The sequence below is a fragment of the Sphingobacteriales bacterium genome (assembly GCA_016711285.1).
Taxonomy (GTDB): domain Bacteria; phylum Bacteroidota; class Bacteroidia; order Chitinophagales; family UBA2359; genus JADJTG01.
Genome location: JADJTG010000013.1, coordinates 93,312 through 117,350, shown reverse-complemented (window position 1 = coordinate 117,350; position 24,039 = coordinate 93,312). Strand labels below are relative to the sequence as shown.

Sequence of the window (24,039 nt, the reverse complement as noted above, 5' to 3'; positions counted from 1 at the left end):
GTCTTTATTTTGTAAAAAAAACAAATGCAACTTTAATCATACATATTCGTCATAATACTCAAAATAGTACAATAAATCTCTAAAAACGGACAATTTTAATAAAAATAACAGCATAAAATCAGGTTTTTAAAAAAAATAAGCGTTTAGGTATATATTTTGCCATTTTTAACGAACCCAAACAGCCATATATTTTGTTATACAAATCATTTTATTACGTATTTACTCCACAAAGAGGAAATAAATTTTTTTAAAAAAAACTTAAAAAACCTGTCAATAACAAATATGAGCGATACAATATCTGTAAAAGAATTTTATAAATTCAAGGATTTAAAAATATATGGCTCTGCCGAATGGTTGGCGGGGCGCAATAAGCGATACAAGCGTGTTTTTGAACGCTCCGAAACCTCATATATCTACGCCGAGCTTTCTTTTTACAACAAACTCTTCGACCAGCGCGATTGGGACATCAAAATTACGCTCAAAGCCTATACCTTTAAAGGCAATAAGCGTACTGAAATGTGTTCGTTGGACGTAAATCGTTCCATCAGCAAAGAAGACCCCATTATCTACATTCGCGAGGGGTGGGGCAATAAAAAGAAAGGAGCATACTGGAAAAAAGGCATCTACGAATGGGAAGCGATAATAGACGGCGAAGTAGTAGCCGTCAATCGTTTTTATGTAGAAGATATGGGCGTGGTTTCGGAGAGTAAAAACCCCTATTTTAATATAGAGTCCATCAAACTCTACGAAAGCAACGACATCAGTACGCCGAGAGAAAACAGGACATACATGAAAAAATTCGATGCAAAAGAAACACGTTTCGTTTTTGTCGAATTTAATTTTCACAACAACCTGTTTCCCGAACCTTGGCATTGTGAACTGAGCTTTAATTTCTACAACGAAGCACATTTGCTCAAAGGCGACACCGCAGAGTTGCGCCAAATCACCGATAAAGACGAAACCTTCACGATTACGTCAGGTTGGGGTTCTGACGGCAGCGGCTCTTGGTTTGTGGGGCGTTATACGGTAGAAATCGTATTTATGGATCAGCTCATTGCCATTTTGCCATTTGAAGTGGGCGAGCACTTCGAAGAAGGAATGAACGAAGCCTATTTATCAGGAGGCACACGCACCGCCAAGCGCATCATTGAGCGCGAAAAAAACTTAGAAGAGGTGCTGGAAAGTTTGGACAGCCTCATCGGTTTGAAAACTATCAAACAAAAAGTGCGCGACTACGCCGAATATTTGCGGTTTATCCGTTTGCGCAGCGAAAAAGGCTTTGATGACGAATCCTCCATACAATTGCACGCCATATTCACCGGTAATCCGGGTACCGGAAAAACCAGCGTTGCCAAAATGCTGGGCAAAATTTACCACAAAATGGGCTTATTGTCCAAAGGGCACGTATATGAAGTGGATCGTTCCGAACTCGTAGGCGAATACATCGGACAAACCGCCCCGAAAGTAAAAGAAGCAATTAAAAAAGCCCGCGGCGGCATTTTGTTTGTAGATGAAGCATACAGCCTTGCCCGCTCGTTGGACGATGCCAAAGACTTCGGGCGCGAGGTAATAGAAATTTTAATCAAAGAAATGAGCGACGGCAAAGGCGACATTGCCATTATCTTCGCCGGTTATCCTGCCGAAATGCGCACCTTTTTAGATGCCAACTCCGGCTTACAATCGCGTCTGAATGTATGGTTCGAATTTCCCGACTACCTGCCTCAGGAACTCGCCGATATTGCCGAATACGCCGCCACCGACCGCCGTGTCAATATCACACCGCAAGCCAAAGCGTATTTGTACGACAAAATAGTAGAAGCCTATCGCTCGCGCAACCGATTTTTCGGCAACGCCCGCTATGTAAACTGGTTGGTGGAGCAAGCAAAAATAAATTTAGGTTTGCGTGTAATGAAATTGCCGAATCCGCACCAATTAAATCAGGAAGAACTATCCACCATCATCGTAGAAGATTTTGAAAAAGTATTCCAAAGTCAAAAAGTAGAGTTGCCGGATATTCCGATAGAAGAAGAATTATTGCAAGCCGCACTCAAAGAATTGAACGCTTTGATAGGAATGGAAAATATCAAAGATGAAGTTCGCAAACTCATTACCCTGGTGCGTTATTACAAAGAAATTGGTAAAAATGTACTGAATCATTTCTCTTTGCACACCGTATTTGTGGGCAATCCGGGCACGGGCAAAACAACCGTAGCACGCATTCTTGCCAAAATTTACAAAGCATTGGGCATTTTGGAACGCGGGCATTTGGTAGAAGGCGACCGCCAATCTTTGGTAGCGGGTTTTGTAGGACAAACCGCCATCAAAACAGCCCAAAAAATAGATGAAGCACAAGGTGGAGTATTATTTATTGATGAAGCATACGCTTTGGTGCAACGCGGCACAAATGATTTTGGAGCAGAAGCCATAGAAACCCTCCTCAAACGCATGGAAGACCAAAACGGTCAGTTTGCGGTGGTAGTAGCGGGCTATCCTGAACCGATGAAGCAGTTTATAGAGTCCAATCCGGGCTTAAAATCCCGCTTTGACCGTACCATTGAATTTAAAGATTATTCCATTGAGGAATTGATGCAGATAGCGCAGCAAATTTTTGCAGGCGAGCAGTACCATCTTTCTGCCGAAGGCGCAGAAATGTTGGAAACTTATTTCAAAAATCAATTAGCGACCAAAGACCGCTATTTCGGAAACGGACGCTTGGTGCGCAATACAGTGCGCGAAATCATCAAAGGTCAGAATTTGCGCCTTGCCGCCATAGAAAAAGCCGAGCGCGACACCGACACCATTCGCACCATCAGTGGCGAAGATGTACGATTTTTGGATAAAGTGGGCAACTTTGAATGGAACATCAACCGCCCCCGCATCGGCTACCGCAGTCCGAGTACCTAAAAGAACGGGAAAATATTTTACTATTAACAGTAAAAAAATGAATGATAAAAAGGCGGACACACAGTGGTTCGCCTTTTTTGTTATACGTTCAGGGGTTTGCCCGTTTTACCGGTATTAAACTCAAAATTTATATTACCTTTGCACATTCTAAAATTTTATTAAGAGATGAAAATCTCCTACAATACATTAAAAAGTTATCTCAATATACCGCTATCTGTTCAAGAAATTGGCAATATTTTGACGGAAATAGGGCTGGAAGTGGAAGATATAGAAAAAATAGGCAACCACGAAGCCGACCGTTGGAATGGTTTAATAGTAGCAGAAGTACAGAGTGCCATACAGCACCCTAATGCCGACCGCCTGCGTATTACGCAAGTAAATACAGGTACGGAGATATTACAAATAGTGTGCGGTGCGCCCAATGTAGCCGCCGGACAAAAAGTAGTGCTTGCTACCATTGGAACTACTTTGTATCCGCAGGGCGGCGAGCCTTTTAAAATTAAAAAAAGCAAAATTCGCGGCGAAGAAAGCAACGGCATGATTTGTGCCGCCGACGAAATCGGTATCGGTGACGACCATTCGGGCATTTTGGTATTAGATGAAAATGCGGTAGTCGGACAAGCGGTGCAGCATTTTTTAAATATTCCTCCACCTGATACTCTAATTACCATCGGCTTAACGCCCAATCGTTCCGATGCAGGCGCATATATAGGCATTGTAAAAGATGTAGCGGCTTATGTAAAAACACGCTTTCCGAATCAGGACATACAACTGAATTTACCCGATACGGCTCATTTTGAGGCAAAAGCACCCAAAACGGGTTATCAGGTAATTATAAAAGACAAGGAACGCTGTACGCGCTATTGCGGTGTATTGATAAAAAATGTACACATTGCACCTTCTCCGGCTTGGCTGCAAGAGCATCTAACCACAATTGGTATTCACCCCATCAACAATATTGTGGATATTACGAATTTTGTATTGCAGGAAAGTGGGCAACCTTTGCACGCTTTTGATGCCGCCGCCATAGCCGAAAAAACCATCGTAGTACAAACATTGCCGCAAAATACGCCCTTTGTGACGTTGGACGGCACGGAACGCCGCTTGCAAGCCGGGCGATTTAATGATTTGTGACGGCAACAATAATCCTTTGTGCATTGCGGGTGTTTTTGGCGGAAAAGCATCGGGTGTAAGCGAGCAAACCCAAGATATATTTTTGGAAAGTGCCTGTTTTGATGCCGTTTCGGTACGAAAAACCGCCAAATATCACAATTTGCGCACCGAAGCAGCACAGCGATTCGAAAAAAGGCGCAGATGCCAACAGCTGCCTGAAAGCTCTGCAACGTGCAGCACTGTTGATACAGGAAATAGCAGGCGGCACCATTACGGCAGATATAATAGATGAATATCCGCAAGTAGTAGCAAAAGCAAAAGTAAAAGTGCGCTATGAGCAAGTGCGCAAATTAGCAGGAACTCCCGACATCAGCAACGCCATGATTGAGCATATTTTGTCAGCATTAGAGATGGACATCGTAGCGCGTGAAACAGCAGACAGTGTGACGGTTGCCGTGCCTACCAACAAAGTAGATGTAACGCGCGAAGTAGATGTGATAGAAGAAATTTTGCGTATTTACGGCTACAACAATATGCCGATTCCGCAGGCAATTTATGCCACGCTCACACCCTCGCCTTCGCCCGATGTACCCGCCCTCCGCGAAACAGTCGCCACTACACTGACGGCGAGAGGCTTTTCGGAAATTATGAACAATTCACTGACCAACTCGCAATATTATGGGCATCATCAAGCGGATACAGTGACATTGCTCAACAGCCTGAACAAAAATTTAGATGTGTTGCGCAAAGATTTGGTACGCGGAGCATTGGAGGCGGTGCGCCACAATCTGAATTACAAAAACACCAACTGCCGCTTTTTTGAATTTGGCAAAGTATATCATCGCGGCAGCGATACAACTTATACCGAAACAGAACAACTGTTGATATTGATGAGTGGCAGCAAAGCCGAAAGCTGGCAGCAAAAAAGCCGTGCATATCAGTTTTTTGACCTCAAACAACACCTTCAATATCTTTGGCAGCGACTTGCGCTACAGCCGGATATGGGCACTGTTTTTGAGAGCGAACTATTGGAGTACGGCATTGGCTATTATTCAGACCGACATTTGCTGGCAGAAATAGGAGCTGTACGCACCGAACTGTTGGAGCAGTTTGATATACCACAGCCCGTATATGCAGCCATTGTGCAGTGGGATAATATAGTAGCAGCCCGCCGACAATACGCTTTTACATTCAAACCGCTGCCGAAGTTTCCGTCAGTGCGCCGCGATTTGGCATTGTTGCTGGATAAAACCGTCAGCTACGCACAATTGGAAAAGGCAGTATATCAGCAAGCACCGCCATATTTACAAGAAATAAACATATTTGATTTATACGAAGACGAACAGAAAATAGGAGCAGGAAAAAAATCCTACGCTTTGAGCTTTGTGCTGCAAGCCGTTGATAAAACGCTTACAGATGCGGATATTGATACAGCAATGAAAAAAATATTGGAGATACTTGTGAAAGAATTTGGCATAATACAACGCTAACCAGCCATTGGTAAAAAGAGCAACTTAAAAAATTATCTAAACTTTCAGAAAAAATATTTTATTATTGCAACCGTTTTTTTAAAAAAAATGTTTTAAAGCAATCGTTTCTATTTTTTAATTTATCGCTTGTATATGAATGAATTATCCGTAAAATTAAACAGTATATCCAAAAAGGTTAATTTACTGTTGGAAACGCATATCAAAATACAACAAATAAATCAAAATTTGGAATCAGAAATACAACGCTTACATCAAATTATAGAACAACACCAACAAAAAATAAACGAATTAGAAGAAAACAATAAATTTTTGCGTTTGGCAAAAGGCATATCGGCTGCACCCGAAGAACGCCAACAGCTGAAAGACAAAATAGAACAATACATTCAAGACATAGACAAATGCCTGGCTGCTTTAAAGTAAATATATTTTCGGGCAACTAAAGATTCTTTTTTGTTATAATAACATCATTGCTTTATTTTCAATAATATTAATGAATAAAGAAATCATCAGCATCATCTTGCAAATAGCAGAGCGACCTTATCCTTTAAAAATAAAAGCTGATGAGGAAGAAATTGTGCGAAAAGCAGGAAAAATCATCAAAGAAAAAATGGCTGAATTTAAAGCCATTTATCCTACCAAAGAGACAATAGACCATTTGGCGATGGCCTGCTTGATGATATGTGTAGATGGATTATCCAAACAATATGAATCAGTTCAGCAACAGGAATCTTTAGACAAGATAGAAGAATTAGAAGAGCAACTCACCGTTTTTTTAAAGCGGCTGTAAATATTACTGCTTTGTCGTCCTTTTTGATATATATACTTTAATATCCGGGTTTATTTGTTCTTTTTTTTGAGTGTATGGTAATGCTTTTACAAAAAAGCAGGGTTTAATTATTTTATTTACTCATCATTCACAAAAACAATTACATGCATGCACAATGGATATTATTAATATTGTTATAGTCGGAGTTTTAGCCGTTATAGGAGCAGCAGTCGGTTTTTTGGGCGGTAAAAAAGCAGGGATAGCGAGCAGCAGTACGGTACTGGAGCAATCGCGAGCCGAAGCCGCCCGCCTCACCGAAGAAGCTCAACAAAAGGCAGAAACCCAAAAGCGCGAAAAAATGCTGGAAGCCAAAGAAAAAATATTAAAATTAGAGGCAGACAGCGAGCGCGAAATCAATCAGAAGAAAAAAGAACTTGAAAACCAAACACGACAGTTCAATCAGCGCGAAGATGCCCTCAATCAACGCAAAAACGCCATCAAACAGCGCGAAACTGAATTGGACAAAATCAAAGAAAACCTCACCCAGCAATTGCAATTGGTAGAGGAAAAGAAAGTAGAAATAGATGTAAAGCGCGAAGATAACGAAAAGAAAAAAGTTGAATTGCAACAAAAGATTGCCAACGCCGACAAAGAATTAGCACAACGTTTGGAAAAATTGGCGGGTATCAGTGCAGAAGATGCTAAAAAGCAATTGGTGGACTCCATGATTAAAAAAGCCGAAACAGAAGCGATGGCTTATGTGAAAGAGATTTTGGACGAAGCAAAACTGAGAGCCAACAAAGAAGCTAAAAAAATCATCATACAAACCATACAGCGCACTGCCGCCGAACACGCCATCGAAAATGCGGTGTCGGTGTTTCAGTTGGAAAGCGATGACGTAAAAGGTCAAATCATCGGTCGCGAAGGACGCAATATCCGCGCTTTGGAAGCTGCCTGCGGTGTAGAAATCATCGTAGATGATACGCCCGAAGCGGTGGTAATTTCGGGCTACGACCCCCTGCGCCGCGAAGTGGCACGCCTCTCGCTCCAACGCCTCGTAGCTGATGGTCGCATACACCCCGCCCGCATCGAAGAAGTGGTAAACAAAACCCGCCGCCAATTAGAGCAACAAATTGTGGAAATCGGCGAGCGCACTGTTATTGAATTAGACATTCACGGCTTGCACCCCGAATTGGTGCGCTTGGTGGGAAAAATGCGGTATCGTTCTTCTTATGGTCAAAATTTGCTCCAGCACTCCAAAGAAACTGCCAATATCGCCGCAATTATGGCTGCCGAACTCGGCTTAAATGCCAAACACGCCAAACGCGCCGCCCTCCTGCACGACATTGGTAAAGTATCCGAAGAAGACCCCGAACTCAGCCACGCCCTGTTGGGTATGAAAATCGCTGAACGCTGCAAAGAAAAACCCAATATTTGCAACGCCATCGGTGCGCACCACGACGAAATAGAAATGACCTTTATTATTTCGCCTATTGTGCAGGCTGCCGATGCTATATCCGGCTCGCGCCCCGGTGCCCGCCGCGAAATTTTGGAACAGTACCTCAAACGCATCGAAGAACTCGAAAAGCTGGCACTCAGCTACGAAGGAGTGGACAAAGCCTACGCCATTCAGGCAGGCAGAGAGTTGCGCGTGATTGTAGAAAGCGAAAAAGTTGCAGACGAACGCGCCGATACTTTATCGTTTGAAATATCTCAACGCATACAATCCGAAATGCAATACCCCGGACAAATAAAAGTAACGGTAATTCGTGAAAAACGCGCCGTAAGTTTTGCAAAATAAAAGCATCATTTTTACTTATCTTTTTTGATAAGCGAAAAAAAACATACAAAAGCCTTATCGCATTTAGCGCGATAGGGCTTTTTTTATACCCATCAATATCATTAACTTTACATTTTTATTCCGTTTTCCAAATTCTTTTTAGTAAAAAAACATGCTTTCCTCCAATCGTATCAATCAGCTTTTCAATATTCAATATCCCCTTATTCAAGCCGGAATGATTTGGTGTTCGGGCTGGCGGTTAGCAGCAGCAGTGAGCAATGCCGGTGGTTTGGGTATTATCGGCTCAGGCTCTATGTATCCCGACATACTTGCCGAGCATTTGCAAAAAATGAATGCCGCCACCAACCGCCCCTACGCCGTCAATTTGCCTTTGCTGTATGCCGATCTCGAAAGCCATCTTGAAAATATCATCAAATACCGCGTACCGATAGTATTTACATCGGCGGGCAACCCAAAAACCTACACACAATTGCTCAAAAAAGAAGGAATAAAAGTAGTGCATGTAGTGGCGAGTGCCAAATTTGCAGTCAAAGCACAAGAGGCGGGCTGCGATGCGGTAGTAGCAGAAGGCTTTGAAGCAGGCGGTCACAATGGTCGTGAAGAAACCACCACGCTATGCCTCATTCCGGCAGTGCGGCAAGCGGTGCAAATACCACTGATAGCAGCGGGTGGCATAGCCACAGGCAGAGCTATGTTGGCAGCAATGGTATTGGGCGCAGAGGGCGTACAAATCGGTACACGTTTTGTGGCGAGTGAAGAGTCGTCGGCACACGAGGCATTTAAGCAAAAAGTAGTGGTTGCCCAAGAAGGCGACACACACCTGATGATGAAAACCATAGTACCGGTACGGTTGTTGAAAAACCATTTTTTTGAACAAATTGTTGCTGCCGAAAGTCGTTGCGCCTCTGCCGAAGAGCTGAAAAACATTTTAGGGCGTGGGCGTGCCAAAAAAGGTATGTTTGAAGGCAATATGGACGAGGGCGAATTAGAAATAGGGCAGGTGGCAGCCCTTGTGCGCCGCATACAACCCGCCGCCGACATTGTAGCCGAAATTTGGCAGGAATTTGAACAAGCACGGCAAGAAGCCGCACAATGGAAATAAAATCTGTCAGTTTTTTTTGCGAAAATAAAACAAACAAAAAAGAATGATTTAATAAATAATTTTCTATTTTCATAAAAAAAGATAAAAATATCTTTTTATTTTGTTTTAAAAAATTTTATCTTTGTATCCGTTTTTAAAGACAAGCAAAGTTTATGTTTTCAAAGTCCTGTGAATATGCCATAAAAGCGATGATTTTCGTGGCACAAAAATCAAAAGAGAATATGCGGGTAGGCGTAAAAGAAATCGCTAAAGGCATTGATTCGCCGGAGCATTTTATTGCCAAAATTATGCAAGAATTGAGCCGCAAACGTTTAGTACACTCGGTAAAGGGACCCAACGGCGGTTTTTATTTAGACGAAACCGATGAAAAAAGCTCCATAGCCGATATTGTACGAGCCATTGACGGCGACAGCATTTATACCGATTGTGTGTTGGGCTTAAAAGCATGTTCCGAAAAAACACCTTGTCCGGTTCATTTGGAGTATAAAGAAATAAAAAAGAGGCTATTGCAAATGATAGAAAACAATAATATCTTTGATTTTAATGAAAAATTGAACAGCGGAAAATATTTTTTAAAAAATAAATCCTAAAAAAATTCTAAAAATAGAAGATAAAAAGATATTATTTTCCTAAATTTAAAAACATCAAAAATATGTCCGCCACACCACATTCGAATACTGAGCAAATGCTTTGTTATCATTGCGGGGCTGCTTGTTCCAAACAAAGCATCAACAGTGGCGGCGACAAATATTTTTGCTGTCAGGGTTGTCGCTCGGTGTATGAAATATTGAACGAAAACAACCTTTGTGCCTACTACGACTTAAACACACACCCGGGCAACGTACAGAAAGACGAATTGCGGGAGGGTAAATTTGCATTTTTGGACAATGACGACATCAAACGTCAGATAGTGCAATTTAGCGATGGCAAGCAAAGCCAAATTACATTTTATTTACCCCAAATTCATTGCAGCAGTTGTCTTTGGCTTTTAGAGCAACTCCCTTTCATCAACCAAGGCATTATGGCGGCGCGTGTCAATTTTTCTCAAAAAGAACTATTTATAGCATATCAGGAGCAGCAAGTGAGTTTGCGTCAAGTAGTAGAATTATTGGCACAAATCGGCTACGAGCCATATTTGAATTTGAATCAATTATCATCAAAAGATGTACAAAAAACAGACCGCAGCCGCTGGTACAAAATAGGTGTGGCGGGTTTTTGTTTTGGCAATATTATGATGATGAGCTTTGCGGATTATTTTGCATTTGCCAATAGCGTAGAGCACAGCATACAGGTATTTTTCAAATCTATCAGCGTGATATTGTCGTTGCCGGTATTGCTGTATTCGGCGAGCGAGTTTTTTGTGTCGGCGTGGAGCAGTATTCGCAATAAATACCTCAATATTGATGTTCCGGTGGCATTGGCATTGCTGATAACGTTTGTGCGCAGTATGTATGATATTTTTAGTGGCAGCGGCAATGGTTATTTGGACAGTATGAGCGGAATAGTATTTTTTATGCTCATCGGTCGCTGGCTACAAAGTCGTACTTTCCAAACAATTTCCTTTGACCGCGACTACAAATCATTTTTCCCGATAGCATTAGATGTGGTGAAAAACGGGACTATCATACCAACCGAAATTTCAAAAATACAGGTCAATGATATAGTGCAAGTGCACAGCCACGAGATTATTCCGGTAGATGCCATTGTGAGCAAAGGTACAGCGAGCATAGATTACAGTTTTGTAAGCGGCGAAAGTGAAGCTGTTCCGGTACGCATCGGCGAACTTATTTATGCCGGCGGCAAACAAACGGGCGGCTTGTTGGAATTGGTAGTAGTAAAAACGGTATCGCAAAGCTATTTGACACATTTGTGGAACAATCCGGTTTTTACCAAAAAAGAACAACCCAAAGCTAATTTGTACGATATTATCAGCAAATATTTTTCATATACTGTATTGTTGTTGGGTACTGCTGCTGCCCTATATTGGTATGCACAGGGAGCTACACATTTGATGTGGAATGCCCTCACTACGGTTTTGATAGTGGCTTGCCCGTGCGCCTTATTATTGTCGCAGAATTATACACAAGGCAATATTTTGCGTATATTGGGTTTAAATGGTTTTTATCTGCGCTCGGCGGAAGTGATAGACGAGTTGCCTCGAATACAACATATTGTTTTAGACAAAACGGGTACATTGACACAGGTACAGGGCGCACGCTTGCGTTATTATGGCAAAACATTAAACGAAGCCCAAAAACAGCAGGTAGCGGCGTTGGTACAACATTCCTCGCATCCGGCGAGTAAAATGATTTTGGAGTTTTTGAATATAAGTCGTGTAGAAGATGTGAGCGATTTTAAAGAAACCGCCGGCAAAGGGATTGAAGGCTGGATAGCAGACACCTATTTAAAAGTGGGTTCGCCGGAGTGGGTAGGAGGTTCTTTGTTTCCGCAACAAAAAGGCTCTAAGTCGGTGCTGTGGATAGAAGGCGAAATTGTGGGCGAATTTGTATATTCCAATCAATATCGTTTGGGGGTATCGCATCTGATAGGTCGGCTCAAAAACCGCTATACACTGTCGTTGTTGTCGGGCGACAATGACACCGAACTGCCGACCATCGAAGCCCTGTTGGGCAAAGACAGCCCCATACTTTTTCATCAAAATCCGCAACAAAAATTAGAATATATCAAAGATTTACAAAATCGTCACCACTTGCAGGTAATGATGGTCGGCGACGGGCTTAACGATGCCGGAGCTTTAAAACAAAGCAATGTAGGAATTGCGGTGAGCGATTCGGATAATCATTTCACGCCTGCTTCTGATGGTATTATTGCCGCCGAAGTATTGAACAAATTAGATGTATTTATCCGCTTTGCCGCTTCCAACCGCCCTATTATTTTATTCAGTTTTATTGTTTCAGCCATTTACAATATGATAGGTTTATATTATGCTGTTCAGGGTATTTTATCACCTGTTGTAGCAGCTATTTTAATGCCTGCGAGTTCTATTACGATTGTTTTTTTGACGTATGGGCTTACCGAGCTGATGGCAAAACGTTTTGATTTGAAATAGTTTTTTTTAAAAAATATAATTCATATACATAAAAAAAATGAGTGTCATTATTATTCTTTTAATTGTGAGTATCTGCATCGCCGGCGGTTTTTTGATTGGTTTTTTGTGGAGTGTGAAAGACGGGCAATTTGACGATGTAGAGGGACCGGCGAAAAAAATTTTATTTGACAATAACAAACAAACAAAATAAATTATCATAATCTATGAGCTTAGAAAGATTTACCTACGACAACCGGATTCCCCGAATGTTTGCCATTGCGACCATTTTTTGGGGGGCAGTAGGTATGTTGTTGGGCGTAATAGCCGCCTTCCAACTTGCCTATCCCGCGCTGAATTTCAGCGAATATTTTCCTTATTTAACATTTGGGAGATTACGCCCTGTACACACCAATGCCGTTATTTTTGCCTTTGTGGGCAATGGCATGTTTACGGCGGTGTATTATGCCATTCCGCGTTTGCTGAAAGCCTCCATGTGGAGCAATGCTTTGGGGCGTTTGCACTTTTGGGGCTGGCAACTGATTATTGTATCGGCGGCGGTAACGCTGCTGGCGGGTTTTACGACCGGCAAAGAATACGCCGAATTAGAATGGCCTATTGACCTTGCCATTACATTGATTTGGGTGGTGTTCGGTATTAATATGTTTGGAACTATCCTCACCCGCCGCGAGCGGCATTTATATGTGGCGATATGGTTTTTTATCGCTTCGTGGGTGACAGTGGCGATGTTGCACATTGTAAATTCTATGGAAATGCCGGTATCCTTCTTAAAAAGCTACTCCATGTATGCAGGCGTGCAAGACGCTTTGGTGCAGTGGTGGTACGGACATAATGCGGTGGCGTTTTTCTTAACCACACCATATTTGGGTTTGATGTATTACTTTTTGCCCAAAGCCGCCGACCGCCCTGTATATTCCTACCGCTTGAGTATCGTGCACTTTTGGAGTTTGATATTTCTATATATATGGGCAGGTCCGCACCATTTGCTCTATACCGCCTTACCCGATTGGGCACAATCATTAGGCACTACCTTTTCAATTATGTTGTTGTTGCCAAGTTGGGGAGGTATGCTCAACGGCTTGTTCACTTTGCGCGGTGCGTGGGATAAAGTGCGCGAAGACCCTGTATTGAAATTTTTGTAGTAGCCGTTACTGCTTCTGGTATGAGTACTTTTGAAGGTCCGATGTTATCGCTGAAAAACGTAAATGCCATTTCGCATTACAGCGACTGGACAGTGGCACACGTACACATTGGTGCCTTGGGTTGGAACGGATTTTTGACTTTTGGTATGATGTATTGGCTCATTCCGAGATTATACCGCACCCAGTTATACTCCAAATCGTTGGCTTCTACGCATTTCTGGATGGGTACTTTGGGTATTTTGCTCTATGCTATTCCGATGTATTGGAGTGCGTTCCGCACCTATTTTATGATGAAAGCCTTTACGCCTACCGGTCAGTTGCAATATCAGTTTATGGACGTAGTACAAACCATCATACCTTTTTATGTTATCAGAGGTATTGGTGGTACTGTTTATTTAATAGGCGTATTTATCATGATTTATAATTTGATAAAAACTGCAAATTCGGGTGCTTTTGTTGCCGAAGAAGAAGCGGAAGCTCCTGCTTTGCCCAAAGCCTACACGGTTCCTGCCTCTTTGCACTGGCACAGTTTCATTGAGCGCAGATCGCTCTTATTGTTGGTGATGAGTTTGATAGTAGTGGGTATTGGCGGTTTGGTGGAATTAATACCTACATTTTTGGTAAAAGAAAATATACCGACCATTACCTCCGTAAAACCCTACACACCGTTGGAATTGCAAGGCAGAGACATTTATTTGCGCGAAGGCTGCTACAATTGCCACTCTCAAATGATACGCCCTTTCCGCTACGAAGTAGAACGCTACGGCGAATATTCCAAAGCGGGCGAATTTGTGTACGACCACCCGTTTCAGTGGGGCAGCAAACGCACCGGACCGGATTTGGCGCGTATCGGCGGAAAATACGGCGATGCTTGGCACTTCAACCACATGTTGGAGCCGAGTTCAATGGCTCCGGGTTCTATTATGCCGTCTTATCCGTCATTATTCGAAAATAGCATAGATAAAGGCAGCACCAACTCCAAAATACATGCGATGCGCAAATTGGGCGTACCTTATTCCGAAGGTTACGAAGCCATTGCCAACAATGATTTGGACAAACAAGCCGAAACTATTGCAAAGGGTTTGAAAGAAAATTCTATTGATATTGCGAGCGACAAAGAAATTATAGCTTTGATAGCGTATTTGCAACGACTCGGGAAAGATATTAAACTTGAAAATCAACCTTTACAAGCTCAAAAATAAAAAAAAACAATAAGGTATGAAACTCTCAACGTATCTCACCCAAATTAATGGAGTAAGCATTTACCCCATTATTTCGCTATTGATTTTTGTAATTTTTTTTGTACTGGTAAGCCTTTGGGTATATAGCACCAGCGACCAGGAAATATCAAAAAATGAAAGATTACCTTTAGATTAATTTTCTTTTTTTAATCATTATTTTTATGAACGCATATAATAATAAAAAATATAAATGGAGTTTTTTGCTGTTGGCACTTTGGAGTCATTCCGTGCTGATGGCACAAACTACCGCCGAAGCAACAACGGCGGCAAATGCTGCTGCAGGTGCTTCTTCTTCGTATTTTCTCAACTTTTTCTTATTGTTTGTAGCCTTTGTATTGCTCATTCCAATATATATGTTGAGCGAAACTTTCATGATGGCAGTGCGTATGTTGGCACGCAAACATAATAAAACATTAGGTTTGTTATTGCTGTTGGGTTTATCGGCACAAAGTTTAATGGCGCAAGATGCCACCACAGCGGCGGCGACTTCAGGCGGAGGTTTTTCCAACACTACGCTCAGTTATTTTTTGGGATTGGTGATTTTGGTAGAAATACTCCTGATTTGTTATTTAGGATACGAAACATCACGCACTCTTCATTTAGCCGCCCGCGAAGAAGGTTATGCCACCGAAACAGAAAGCTGGTGGGAAAAAATATGGAACAGTATGAATCGCTTCCAGCCGCTTTCGGAAGAGGCAAAATTAGATGCAGGGCACAATTACGATGGTATCCGCGAGTTGAACAACATCACGCCACCTTGGTTTACGGCGGCATTCATAGGCACTATTATTTTTGCGGGTATTTACATGTGGCGTTATCATATTGCCGAAACAGCACCACTGCCCCTCAAAGAATACGAATTAGAAATGATAGCCGCCCGTCAGGAGCGCGAAGCATTATTGAAATCGCAAGGCAGCAATGTAGATGAAAATTCGGTAAAAATGTTGGCTGATGCCGATATTAGCGAAGGTCAAAGCCTGTTTGTACGCAATTGTGCGCCTTGCCACGAAGCCCACGGCGGCAGTAAAAAAGGCGGTGTAGGACCCAACCTCACCGATGATTATTGGTTGCACGACGGTTCTTTGTCGGGAGTATTTAAATCTGTCAAATACGGCTGGCCTGATAAGGGTATGATTGCTTGGGAAAAAAGTTTCACACCGCATCAAATTGCACAGATTTCCAGTTTTATAAAATCCATTCACGGCACTAACCCCGAAGGAGCAAAAGAACCGCAAGGCGAATTGTTGAAAGAAGCTGCTGCTGCCCTGCCGACAGCACCCAAGCAGCCCCGCCGCCGCCGATACTACCGCCGGTACTGCCAGTGTAGAAAAGAATCCGCAATAATAATGAGCAATTTACTGTTTGAAGTGTTGCTAATAGTAGCATTTCAAACAGTAAATTTTTTTTAAAAAAAAAGAAACCTTTTGCCATTCTGCTGTAAACAAAAACCAATCATAGCTTTATATACACAGCAGAGGTTTTTTTTGAAAAAAATATTGGTTGTGAATATCAATAATATATATATAAAGCTATGATTATTCAGCGTTTAGAGCCTCTCCAGTTTTTTCTATAATAAGCTGAAAAATATTAAAAAAAACTAAAATACCCCTTCTGCACCCGTGAATCTCGATGATTTATTGCAAGCCGAAAGTTACCGCGACCGTATCAATACCGTAACCGAAAAAGGCAAACGGAATTGGATTTATGCACTCAAACCCTCCGAAAATGGTATAATTATCGCAAAATATTAGCTTATTTATATTTGGCGGTATTTTTTATCCTGCCTTTTATCAAAGTGAATGATTTGCCTTTTATGATGATAAACATACCTGGAAGCAAATTTATATTATTCAGTAAAATATTTTGGCCTCAAGACTTTTTCATTTTCGCCATTGCCACGATTACGTTTATTGTATTTATTGTATTATTTACGGTGGCTTTCGGGCGTTTGTTTTGCGGGTGGGTATGTCCGCAAACGGTATTTATGGAATTTGTGTTTCGCCCTATTGAGTGGCTCATTGAAGGCACACCAAGCCAACAAAGAAAACTCAACGAATCGGCTTGGACAGCACAAAAATTCGGCAAAAAAGCACTCAAACACTTCATATACCTGTTCATTTCGTTTCTTATTTCGCATACCTTTTTGTCGTATATTTTAGGTGTAGATACCATATTAAAATACATGCACGAGCCACTCAAAAACCATGTAGGTTTATTTGTAGGCTTAATAATATTTACTTTATTATTTTACGGCGTATTTGCATTTGTGCGCGAAATAGTATGCACTACCATTTGTCCTTACGGACGCTTACAGGGTGTAATGTTTGATAAAGACACCATGTTGGTGGCTTATGATTATGAACGCGGCGAGCCTCGCGGCAAATACAAAAAAAATGCAGAGCGCACCGAAGGCGATTGTGTAAATTGTTTTAAGTGCGTACAAGTATGCCCCACCGGTATCGACATCAGAAACGGCGTACAATTGGATTGTGTAGGCTGCACTGCCTGTATTGATGCGTGCAACGAAGTAATGGACGCACTCAAATTTCCGCGTGGACTGATCCGCTATGCCTCGGAAAACGAAATCAGCCGCAAAGAGCCTTTTCATTTCAACACGCGCATGAAAGCCTACACCGTATTGCTCAGTCTGCTACTGCTGTTGATGGGCGGTTTGGTGATGTCGCGCAAAACGGTGGATATGTATGTGTCGCGCGTAAAAGGTCAGCTATATCAGGAAGTAGAAGGCGCAAAAATCAGCAATTTGTTTGAGGCAAAAATTATCAACAAAATGCGCAAAGACATGCCAATAAAGCTGCAATTAGAAGGAGCTACCGGAGAAATAAAAATAGTAGGCGAGCCGCAGCTGTTGCTGAAAGGCGAAGCTATCAATGAGTTTACTTTCTTTGTAGAAATTCCCAAAAACACACTTACCAAGCGCAGTTCGGACATAAAAATTGCGGTGTATCAAGGAGATACCAAAATACAAACCGTGAAGACCAAGTTTTTAGGTCCTTTTCTTTAATACATTTTTGTACAAATTATTGCTGAAAGCATTTTTTGGAATAAAATACAGCTATTCAACCGATTAAATTCAATAAAAAAATATTGCTTGTTTGATATGAATTGGGGTTATAAAATCTTAATGGTGATTGTGCTGTTTATAGCAGCGATGGGAGTGATGATATACATTGCCTACCAACAAAGTAATGAAATGATGGACAGCAACTATTATGAAAAAGAGATGAAATATCAACAATTAATAGATGCTGCCAATAATCTGAACCGCATTTCCACAGCCTCCTTATTACAACAAGATGCACAAAACGTCAAAATTCAGTTGCCTGCCAACTTACACACACAATTTGAAGGCGGCACGGTGGAATTGATAAAATTAGACGACCAAAGCAAAGACGTACAACTTCCTCTACAACCGGATACGGCAGGTTTTTTTTCTATTGAAAAAAACCGTTTAGTGGCGGGAAATTACAAGGTTCGTATTCAGTGGAATAATGGCAAGCAGCCTTATTACAAAGAACAAAGCATATTGATACAAAAATGAACGAAATAGCACTGTTGTTCGGAACTGGATTTTCTATTGGTATTTTGGGGAGTTTTCATTGTGTGGGTATGTGCGGTCCTTTGGCATTGGCATTGCGGTGCCAGTTGGATACCGCCCGAAAATCATTGGCTATCGGCTTATACAACATAGGCAGGGCAGTTTCTTATTCCATATTGGGCGGCATATTGGGAGCAGTGGGAATGAGTTTTTCGTTTTTCAAACTCCAGCAAGTGCTTTCAATAATTGCAGGTGTATTTGTTTTGGCGGTATTGTTGTCAGCCTATTTGGGTTCAAAAAATACGAACATTCCTTTAGTATCGCGCTACACACAATTTATCAAAGTCGCCTGTCGGCATATTTAAAAGCCGTACTTCACCTTTTTCGTATTTCGGAATAGGAGTAGTAAATGGTTTTTGCCCTGTGGCTGGTATATTTGGCATTGGCGGCGGCGGCGGCATCGGCACATTTTTTACAGCGGCGCGTTGTTGATGTTTTCCTTCGGAATGGGTACGATGCCGATAATGGCGGCTACGATGATTTTCGGAAAATTTATTTCGCTGGGTTTGCGCCAAAAATAAACAAGCTCACGCCGTATATGGTAGGTTTGGTAGCTGTTTTGTTGATATTACGCGGCTTAAATTTGGGTATTCCCTATATTTCTCCGGCTTTGGAAAACCAGAAAATGAGTTGTTGTCATAAATAAAAAATTCTCATTAATAAGCTCTGTTAGCTATACGACCGTTTTTTTGGGGTAAAAAAAAACGACACCACCGCCTAAAAAAGGCACGAAGGCGCAAAGCGATGTCAGGATTGGGTTAAAATCAGATAAAGTATATGTATAAAACCAATCTATATATTTAAAAAAATAAGGCGAGCATTATTTTTCTTTGGGCTGCTGTGTCTTTGCGGTTAGTATTTTTCACCGCTAAGGCGCAAAGTTTTTTTATGAAACTTGTAAATACGCCTGTAAATTGTTTTAGTATTTTTTTCTTTGGGCTGCTGTGTCTTTGCGGTTAGTATTTTTCACTGCTAAGACGCAAAGACGCAGAGTTTTTTTTATGAAACTTGTAAATACGCCTGATAAATACGCAGCAATGAAACAACCACAAATTTTGAAATCATAAAAGTTACAAACCTCAACTTTTTTACAAAACAATGACAAAAAAACTACTCCAAAATTTGGTGTTTTGAAAAAGATGCGTTAAATTAGCTCCGTTATCCCACGAAAAATGAAAGACAAGCACCAAATGAAAAAAACTACCAACAAATAACACAACAAAAACCAAGGGCGATATTGCCCATCTTATATTTTTAATTTTTTCATTTATGAAAACGAAACAATTTTTATTGCGCCCCCGTTGGCTGCTGCTGTTTTTGCTATTTGCCTACCTCTTTGTGGCACCGCCGCCCGAAGCCCACGCCCAAAATGCCGAGTTTGCACCCATTGGGGCGAAGTGGTGGTATGCTCAACGTTCGCCTTTGGGACCTCCTGACTATTGGACTGTCACTATGGAATGTATAGGCAATACTCTGATTGAAAATACAGCCTGCAAAATTTTAGAATTGCGTTCTCTTGCTTTTGTTGATACTTTATATATACACGAACAAAATGGCTTGGTGAAACTATATGACGGGCAAGATTTTTTTACTTTGTATGATTTTAATGCGGAAGTCGGTGATGCATGGAATACAAAAATAATAAGTGATTTATACTCCTCAAATTATTATGATGTAACTGCCATTGTTGATTCTATTAATTACCAAACTATAGAGGGTGTTATTACTAAAAATCAGTATATACATTTTATAATTAGTGATAGTGTAGAACAACAACTTGCTGATGAAACTGGTATTTGGATGATTGAAAACACAAAAATCAATAGTTTGTATGGTGCGACTCCTTTTTTTATTTATAATTTTCTTATTTTGGATGATGGTGGGGAAGGAGTTTTACATTGCTATCAAGATGATGCAATTGCAGTTACTTTGGAAATAGACCCCTACTATGCCAATGGCAGCGATGATTGTGATTATTCCTTAGTATATGGAGTAGATGACGGAAGCGCAGATACGCCCATTGAAATAACTGCATTTCCTGAAAAACTAATTTTCACAATCCCCGATTTTTCGGTATATGATACTGCGGAATGTATATTGTTGTCGAGCAATGGTCAAATATTGGCACAATTTCCTGTTCGTGAGCCTTCTGCTGAAATATCTACGGCACATTTAGCCGCCGGAGTGTATATGATTTTGTTTAAAAACACGGCAAATCATCAAATTTTTACACCACTAAATTTTATAAATCATAAGAAAAATCTTTGTTTTTTATTATTGTTTGTTTCCTCTTTTTACAAGCACAGGAATCTGTTTGCTACGGTATAGAGGAAAGCATAAACACTAAAGTTCAAACTTGTACTTTTGCCAGTGCTGCTTTTTAATGACCGCTACAGACCCCAGCAAAACTATTGATTTAATCGCAACTGCTCGGTAAAGCAAATCGCTATTAATATGCATGTATTTTGGAACAGCCTTGCCGATAAACAAAATTTTGATGACACTCCGCAAGACAGAGCCATACTTACGAATGCCGTATTGGAGTGGGGGGCTTAATGAACGTTATCGCAATATCGCCGCTCCTTTTCGCCCTTATCCCTGTGTATGTGGAGATGACTGCCATATTACCGACTCTAAAATTGAATTTGTACTTCAAGATATATATTTTCATGAGGACCCAGTAAATCATCATGCAAAAAGTTTTAATTTTCCTCAATATCATGTAAATATAGAACACGAAATTAATATATACTTTACAGGAAATTTACCAACAGGTGGTGGTGTCGGTGGAGCGGCAGAATTAGGAGGAGTAGTAGACCAATCTGGACTAAATTTTAGTGATGATGATGAATTAGGACTTTATTTAGTCAATTGCTTCCAACCAAACACAGACCCCAATACATTGAGTGTTATTATAGGGCGACAATTAGCGCACGAGTTGGGGCATAATTTGGGGCTATTACACACTTACCAAGCTACTTGTTGCCCTGAAATTTGTAATACTCAATCTTTGGAATATTTAGATGATGTATTTGGTGCAGGCACAACAGAGTGTCCACAAAATTGCCATCATCCCCATATTTGGAACTGTGGTACTCCTAACAACGATTTTACCGACCCTCAAAATGGTACCAATAATATGATGAGCGATGCCAACTCCTCTCGTTATTTATCACCCGAACAAATTGCGCGTGTTCATCGCAATACTTATTTATTTTCGGTTAAAGATTATATATTCAACTGCCCTAAATCTGCTGTTCCTTGGGAAATCACCGAAAACGAAACGTGGGATTTCCCGATTCGTATGTATGAAGATATAGTTGTAAAATCCGGAGCCACGCTCACTTTGCAGTGCGAGGTGCGTATGCCCGCCGAAGCGCGCATCATTGTGGAGCGCGGGGCGCGATTAGTGGTAGATGGTGCCACTATCACCTCCGCCTGCGCCGGACAACGCTGGCAGGGCATAGAGGTATGGGGCAACCCCGCAGTGGCACACACCGCCGCTATGCTCAATGCCGCCAACGCCCTCGCTGCCGACGGACCCGGCGTGGTGCAATTCAGCAATGATGCCCTCATCGAAAACGCCATCTGCGCCGTGAGCACCACCCGCCGCAACTATGCCAGCCCCCAAGAATACTACGGCGGCATTGTGCAGGCGCAGGAGTGCACCTTCCTCAACAACCGTAAATCCGTAGAAATGTTGCGCTATACCCTCGCCAATGTGTCGGCATTCACCGATTGCATATTTGAGTGCACCGATAGCCAAACCCACACGGGCGTAAGTTTGTGGGCGGTGAGCAATATTCCATTCAAAGGCTGCACCTTCACCAACCTCCAACAATACGGCATCACGGGTTTAGATGCTTCTTTTATGGTGGCAAGATGCGTGCAATTTTTCGGGCGGAGAGCTATGGTATTTACACGCGTAGTAGTTTATTAGTACCCACCAATCAGGTACGAGTCGGCATATTAGATGCCACCGATGAGCAGCGCAATATATTTCATAATAATACTTTTGATATCTGCTCTTTGGCAGTGCCAATTTATTTGCTTACAACAACGATTTCATAGAACAGACAGAGCCGACAGGTACAGTGACATTGGGTAATTTGGCAAATATATATGCACGAGGCGGAAAAAAATTGTCGGGAAATGCTTTTGAAGCAAAAGGAAATTTATTGATGTCGGGCAGTGTGGGTATAATGCTTTCCGGTTTGGGAATGTACGAAAACCTGATAGAATGTAATGATTTTGAAAACACCTTTATTGGAATTTCGGCAGAAGGCAACAACAGCGGCTTAAATATCGCCGAAAATGATTTTACCTGTTCGGAAGCAGATGTATATGTATGAGGCGCAGGAATGGCAAATGGCAGTATTGCCGACCAAGGCACGGCAGATGAGCCGCAGGTAAATTTGTTCAGTGCGGCGCATCATCATCATTTTATAGCCGATGCAGCCGAAACCGAAGAATTTATCTACTATTATCCCGAAAATCCCTCCGATGCGCGCTTGGTGCCGCATTGCGATTATGATGATACCGACGGTTATTGCCTTTTTCATAATCATTATTATGCCAATATCGCAGCACCTTTGGAGGGTTATGCAGGTTGCTTGGAGGTAGAAGACAGCCCTATTACTCCAGACCCCTGTGTGCCGCTCACCCGCGATTGTTTGGAGGGGGAGCGCGATATTATCCGCAACCTGAAACAAGAAATAGACAACGACAGCAAGGAGGTATTGCTGAGCAAAATTGCCACTACTCCCAATCAATATTCCACTTACCAGTCGCTCAAAACCGCTTCGCCCTATTTGTCGGATAGTGTATTGGCAGCCACCGCCGAGCAAACCGCTAGGGCACAATGGAAACGCAACGATATTTTGTTGAGCAATGCGCCCCTGAGCGACAGCCTGATGAACATTGCCTACAACCACGTACCTGCCGGCGTATATGCTTTGCTGTATAGCATCAAAACGGAGCAGGTGCTTTCGGCGCGCGATTATCTGAGCAGCGACATCAAACGGCACAGCAGCCGCAAAGAGTTGATATTGCAGCGTTTGCTCCAAAAGTTCATGACCGAAAACGACTCCGAACAAATACAGGAAGTATTGGAAGAGGAAGGCACTACGGCGGCAGTACAAACTTTGCTGTGCATAAAAATAGCACAAAATGATGTTGCTGCGGCACAAAGCCTCCTGAATGCACTACCCACCGACACGGAAGAAGAAGCTGATTTTAAAACGCTGCAAAGCATCAATTTGCAGTATTACAGTGCCACTACCGAATATACGCCCACTACTGCCCAACTCAACACGCTTTTGAGTATCGCCGAAAACCCCACGCAGCAGCAGCACAGGCGGCGGCTTTGTGGAGTCATTTTACAGGCGAAGCTATTGTCCCCGATATTCCCGATTTGGTATTTCCTGCCGCCAAACAGCAGGGGGCGGCGCGCTATCCGCAGGCGCACAAAATCAATACCGATGCAGCCCGCCTACAATGCAGCCCCAACCCTGCCGGCGGCAATACCTTACATATTTGCACCCCCTACACCAGCGATGCGGTGCGCAATGTGGTGGAGTTGTACGATGCACAGGGTCGGTTGATGACAACTTTTGTGTTGAGTGCCGACAATAGTTGCGCCGATTTTTCGATAGCAGCCCTGCCGAGCGGCATCTATTGGGCAGCGTGGAAACAAGACGGACACCTCACACAAAGCACACAATGGATAAAGTTGTAGCTTATGATAGGGCGTTGAGTTTGCCGAAACGCCCTATTTTTAAAAACAAAAAGTACCCAC

20 protein-coding genes and 2 pseudogenes are annotated in these 24,039 nt (G+C 42.1%); all 22 read left to right on the top strand.

What is annotated here, in order from left to right; genetic code table 11:
• Window positions 1-282 precede the first annotated feature (282 nt).
• The 22 genes and pseudogenes from IPL35_09925 to IPL35_09820 all read left to right on the top strand — a co-directional run bounded on the left by IPL35_09925 (window position 283) and on the right by IPL35_09820 (window position 23,979).
• Window positions 283-2,904 carry an AAA family ATPase gene (locus IPL35_09925; protein ID MBK8443698.1) on the top strand — a complete coding sequence of 874 codons (2,622 nt, stop codon included), beginning with the start codon at window positions 283-285 and terminating at the stop codon, window positions 2,902-2,904.
• 165 nt (window positions 2,905-3,069) lie between these two features.
• Window positions 3,070-4,038, top strand: coding sequence for a phenylalanine--tRNA ligase subunit beta (locus IPL35_09920; protein ID MBK8443697.1), 969 nt, complete (start codon window positions 3,070-3,072; stop codon window positions 4,036-4,038).
• Complete coding sequence (locus IPL35_09915; GenBank protein MBK8443696.1) at window positions 4,028-4,309, top strand: hypothetical protein; 282 nt, start codon at window positions 4,028-4,030, stop codon at window positions 4,307-4,309. The genes IPL35_09920 and IPL35_09915 overlap by 11 nt, the downstream gene beginning before the upstream one ends.
• The gene (locus IPL35_09910) at window positions 4,260-5,507 is read left to right on the top strand and encodes a hypothetical protein (protein MBK8443695.1); all 1,248 of its coding nucleotides are present in this window, start codon (window positions 4,260-4,262) and stop codon (window positions 5,505-5,507) included. The genes IPL35_09915 and IPL35_09910 overlap by 50 nt, the downstream gene beginning before the upstream one ends.
• 225 nt (window positions 5,508-5,732) lie before the next feature.
• Window positions 5,733-5,927: a hypothetical protein gene (locus IPL35_09905; GenBank protein ID MBK8443694.1), complete on the top strand. Its 195-nt coding sequence runs from the start codon at window positions 5,733-5,735 to the stop codon at window positions 5,925-5,927.
• Between the two features lie 70 nt (window positions 5,928-5,997).
• Window positions 5,998-6,294 (top strand): cell division protein ZapA, encoded by a 297-nt coding sequence (locus tag IPL35_09900; GenBank protein ID MBK8443693.1) that lies wholly within the window; start codon window positions 5,998-6,000, stop codon window positions 6,292-6,294.
• A 154-nt stretch (window positions 6,295-6,448) separates the two neighbouring features.
• Entirely contained in the window at window positions 6,449-8,074 is a 1,626-nt protein-coding gene (gene rny, locus IPL35_09895; protein MBK8443692.1) for a ribonuclease Y, read from the top strand.
• 151 nt (window positions 8,075-8,225) lie between these two features.
• On the top strand, window positions 8,226-9,176 hold the full coding sequence (locus IPL35_09890; GenBank protein MBK8443691.1) for a nitronate monooxygenase: 951 nt from the start codon (window positions 8,226-8,228) through the stop codon (window positions 9,174-9,176).
• A gap of 152 nt (window positions 9,177-9,328) precedes the next feature.
• Window positions 9,329-9,766, top strand: coding sequence for an Rrf2 family transcriptional regulator (locus IPL35_09885; GenBank protein MBK8443690.1), 438 nt, complete (start codon window positions 9,329-9,331; stop codon window positions 9,764-9,766).
• Window positions 9,767-9,828: 62 nt separating this feature from the next.
• Window positions 9,829-12,246: a heavy metal translocating P-type ATPase metal-binding domain-containing protein gene (locus IPL35_09880; protein MBK8443689.1), complete on the top strand. Its 2,418-nt coding sequence runs from the start codon at window positions 9,829-9,831 to the stop codon at window positions 12,244-12,246.
• Window positions 12,247-12,283: 37 nt separating this feature from the next.
• The gene (ccoS, locus tag IPL35_09875; protein ID MBK8443688.1) at window positions 12,284-12,436 is read left to right on the top strand and encodes a cbb3-type cytochrome oxidase assembly protein CcoS; all 153 of its coding nucleotides are present in this window, start codon (window positions 12,284-12,286) and stop codon (window positions 12,434-12,436) included.
• Window positions 12,437-12,449: 13 nt separating this feature from the next.
• Window positions 12,450-14,587, top strand: a pseudogene (gene ccoN / locus IPL35_09870) (cytochrome-c oxidase, cbb3-type subunit I).
• Window positions 14,588-14,787: 200 nt separating this feature from the next.
• A complete protein-coding gene (locus IPL35_09865; protein ID MBK8443687.1) occupies window positions 14,788-16,035 on the top strand; it encodes a c-type cytochrome in 1,248 nt (415 codons plus the stop codon).
• Window positions 16,036-16,245: 210 nt separating this feature from the next.
• A pseudogene (gene ccoG / locus IPL35_09860) lies at window positions 16,246-17,648 on the top strand (cytochrome c oxidase accessory protein CcoG).
• 96 nt (window positions 17,649-17,744) lie between these two features.
• Window positions 17,745-18,185 carry a FixH family protein gene (locus tag IPL35_09855; protein ID MBK8443686.1) on the top strand — a complete coding sequence of 147 codons (441 nt, stop codon included), beginning with the start codon at window positions 17,745-17,747 and terminating at the stop codon, window positions 18,183-18,185.
• Window positions 18,182-18,547, top strand: a complete 366-nt coding sequence (locus IPL35_09850; protein MBK8443685.1) for a sulfite exporter TauE/SafE family protein — start codon at window positions 18,182-18,184, stop codon at window positions 18,545-18,547. The genes IPL35_09855 and IPL35_09850 overlap by 4 nt, the downstream gene beginning before the upstream one ends.
• 51 nt (window positions 18,548-18,598) lie before the next feature.
• Window positions 18,599-18,763, top strand: coding sequence for a sulfite exporter TauE/SafE family protein (locus IPL35_09845; protein MBK8443684.1), 165 nt, complete (start codon window positions 18,599-18,601; stop codon window positions 18,761-18,763).
• Window positions 18,764-19,511: 748 nt separating this feature from the next.
• Window positions 19,512-20,570 carry a hypothetical protein gene (locus tag IPL35_09840; protein MBK8443683.1) on the top strand — a complete coding sequence of 353 codons (1,059 nt, stop codon included), beginning with the start codon at window positions 19,512-19,514 and terminating at the stop codon, window positions 20,568-20,570.
• Between the two features lie 202 nt (window positions 20,571-20,772).
• Window positions 20,773-22,182 carry a hypothetical protein gene (locus IPL35_09835; GenBank protein ID MBK8443682.1) on the top strand — a complete coding sequence of 470 codons (1,410 nt, stop codon included), beginning with the start codon at window positions 20,773-20,775 and terminating at the stop codon, window positions 22,180-22,182.
• Window positions 22,125-22,313, top strand: a complete 189-nt coding sequence (locus tag IPL35_09830) for a hypothetical protein (protein ID MBK8443681.1) — start codon at window positions 22,125-22,127, stop codon at window positions 22,311-22,313. Before IPL35_09835 ends, IPL35_09830 begins: the two co-directional genes overlap by 58 nt.
• Before the next feature lie 38 nt (window positions 22,314-22,351).
• Complete coding sequence (locus IPL35_09825) at window positions 22,352-22,594, top strand: hypothetical protein (protein MBK8443680.1); 243 nt, start codon at window positions 22,352-22,354, stop codon at window positions 22,592-22,594.
• Window positions 22,595-23,655: 1,061 nt separating this feature from the next.
• Window positions 23,656-23,979: a T9SS type A sorting domain-containing protein gene (locus tag IPL35_09820; protein ID MBK8443679.1), complete on the top strand. Its 324-nt coding sequence runs from the start codon at window positions 23,656-23,658 to the stop codon at window positions 23,977-23,979.
• Window positions 23,980-24,039: the final 60 nt, after the last annotated feature.

Excerpts from the sequence above, each read along its gene's own strand:
- ccoS (MBK8443688.1), top strand. The coding sequence starts at position 12,284 with ATGAGTGTCATTATTATTCTTTTAATTGTGAGTATCTGCATCGCCGGC.
- IPL35_09925 (MBK8443698.1), top strand. The coding sequence starts at position 283 with ATGAGCGATACAATATCTGTAAAAGAATTTTATAAATTCAAGGATTTA.
- IPL35_09840 (MBK8443683.1), top strand. The coding sequence starts at position 19,512 with ATGAAAACGAAACAATTTTTATTGCGCCCCCGTTGGCTGCTGCTGTTT.
- IPL35_09890 (MBK8443691.1), top strand. The coding sequence starts at position 8,226 with ATGCTTTCCTCCAATCGTATCAATCAGCTTTTCAATATTCAATATCCC.
- IPL35_09855 (MBK8443686.1), top strand. The coding sequence starts at position 17,745 with ATGAATTGGGGTTATAAAATCTTAATGGTGATTGTGCTGTTTATAGCA.
- IPL35_09850 (MBK8443685.1), top strand. The coding sequence starts at position 18,182 with ATGAACGAAATAGCACTGTTGTTCGGAACTGGATTTTCTATTGGTATT.
- IPL35_09880 (MBK8443689.1), top strand. The coding sequence starts at position 9,829 with ATGTCCGCCACACCACATTCGAATACTGAGCAAATGCTTTGTTATCAT.
- IPL35_09830 (MBK8443681.1), top strand. The coding sequence starts at position 22,125 with ATGCGTGCAATTTTTCGGGCGGAGAGCTATGGTATTTACACGCGTAGT.
- rny (MBK8443692.1), top strand. The coding sequence starts at position 6,449 with ATGGATATTATTAATATTGTTATAGTCGGAGTTTTAGCCGTTATAGGA.
- IPL35_09885 (MBK8443690.1), top strand. The coding sequence starts at position 9,329 with ATGTTTTCAAAGTCCTGTGAATATGCCATAAAAGCGATGATTTTCGTG.
- IPL35_09920 (MBK8443697.1), top strand. The coding sequence starts at position 3,070 with ATGAAAATCTCCTACAATACATTAAAAAGTTATCTCAATATACCGCTA.
- IPL35_09900 (MBK8443693.1), top strand. The coding sequence starts at position 5,998 with ATGAATAAAGAAATCATCAGCATCATCTTGCAAATAGCAGAGCGACCT.
- IPL35_09835 (MBK8443682.1), top strand. The coding sequence starts at position 20,773 with ATGCCGTATTGGAGTGGGGGGCTTAATGAACGTTATCGCAATATCGCC.
- IPL35_09915 (MBK8443696.1), top strand. The coding sequence starts at position 4,028 with ATGATTTGTGACGGCAACAATAATCCTTTGTGCATTGCGGGTGTTTTT.
- IPL35_09865 (MBK8443687.1), top strand. The coding sequence starts at position 14,788 with ATGAACGCATATAATAATAAAAAATATAAATGGAGTTTTTTGCTGTTG.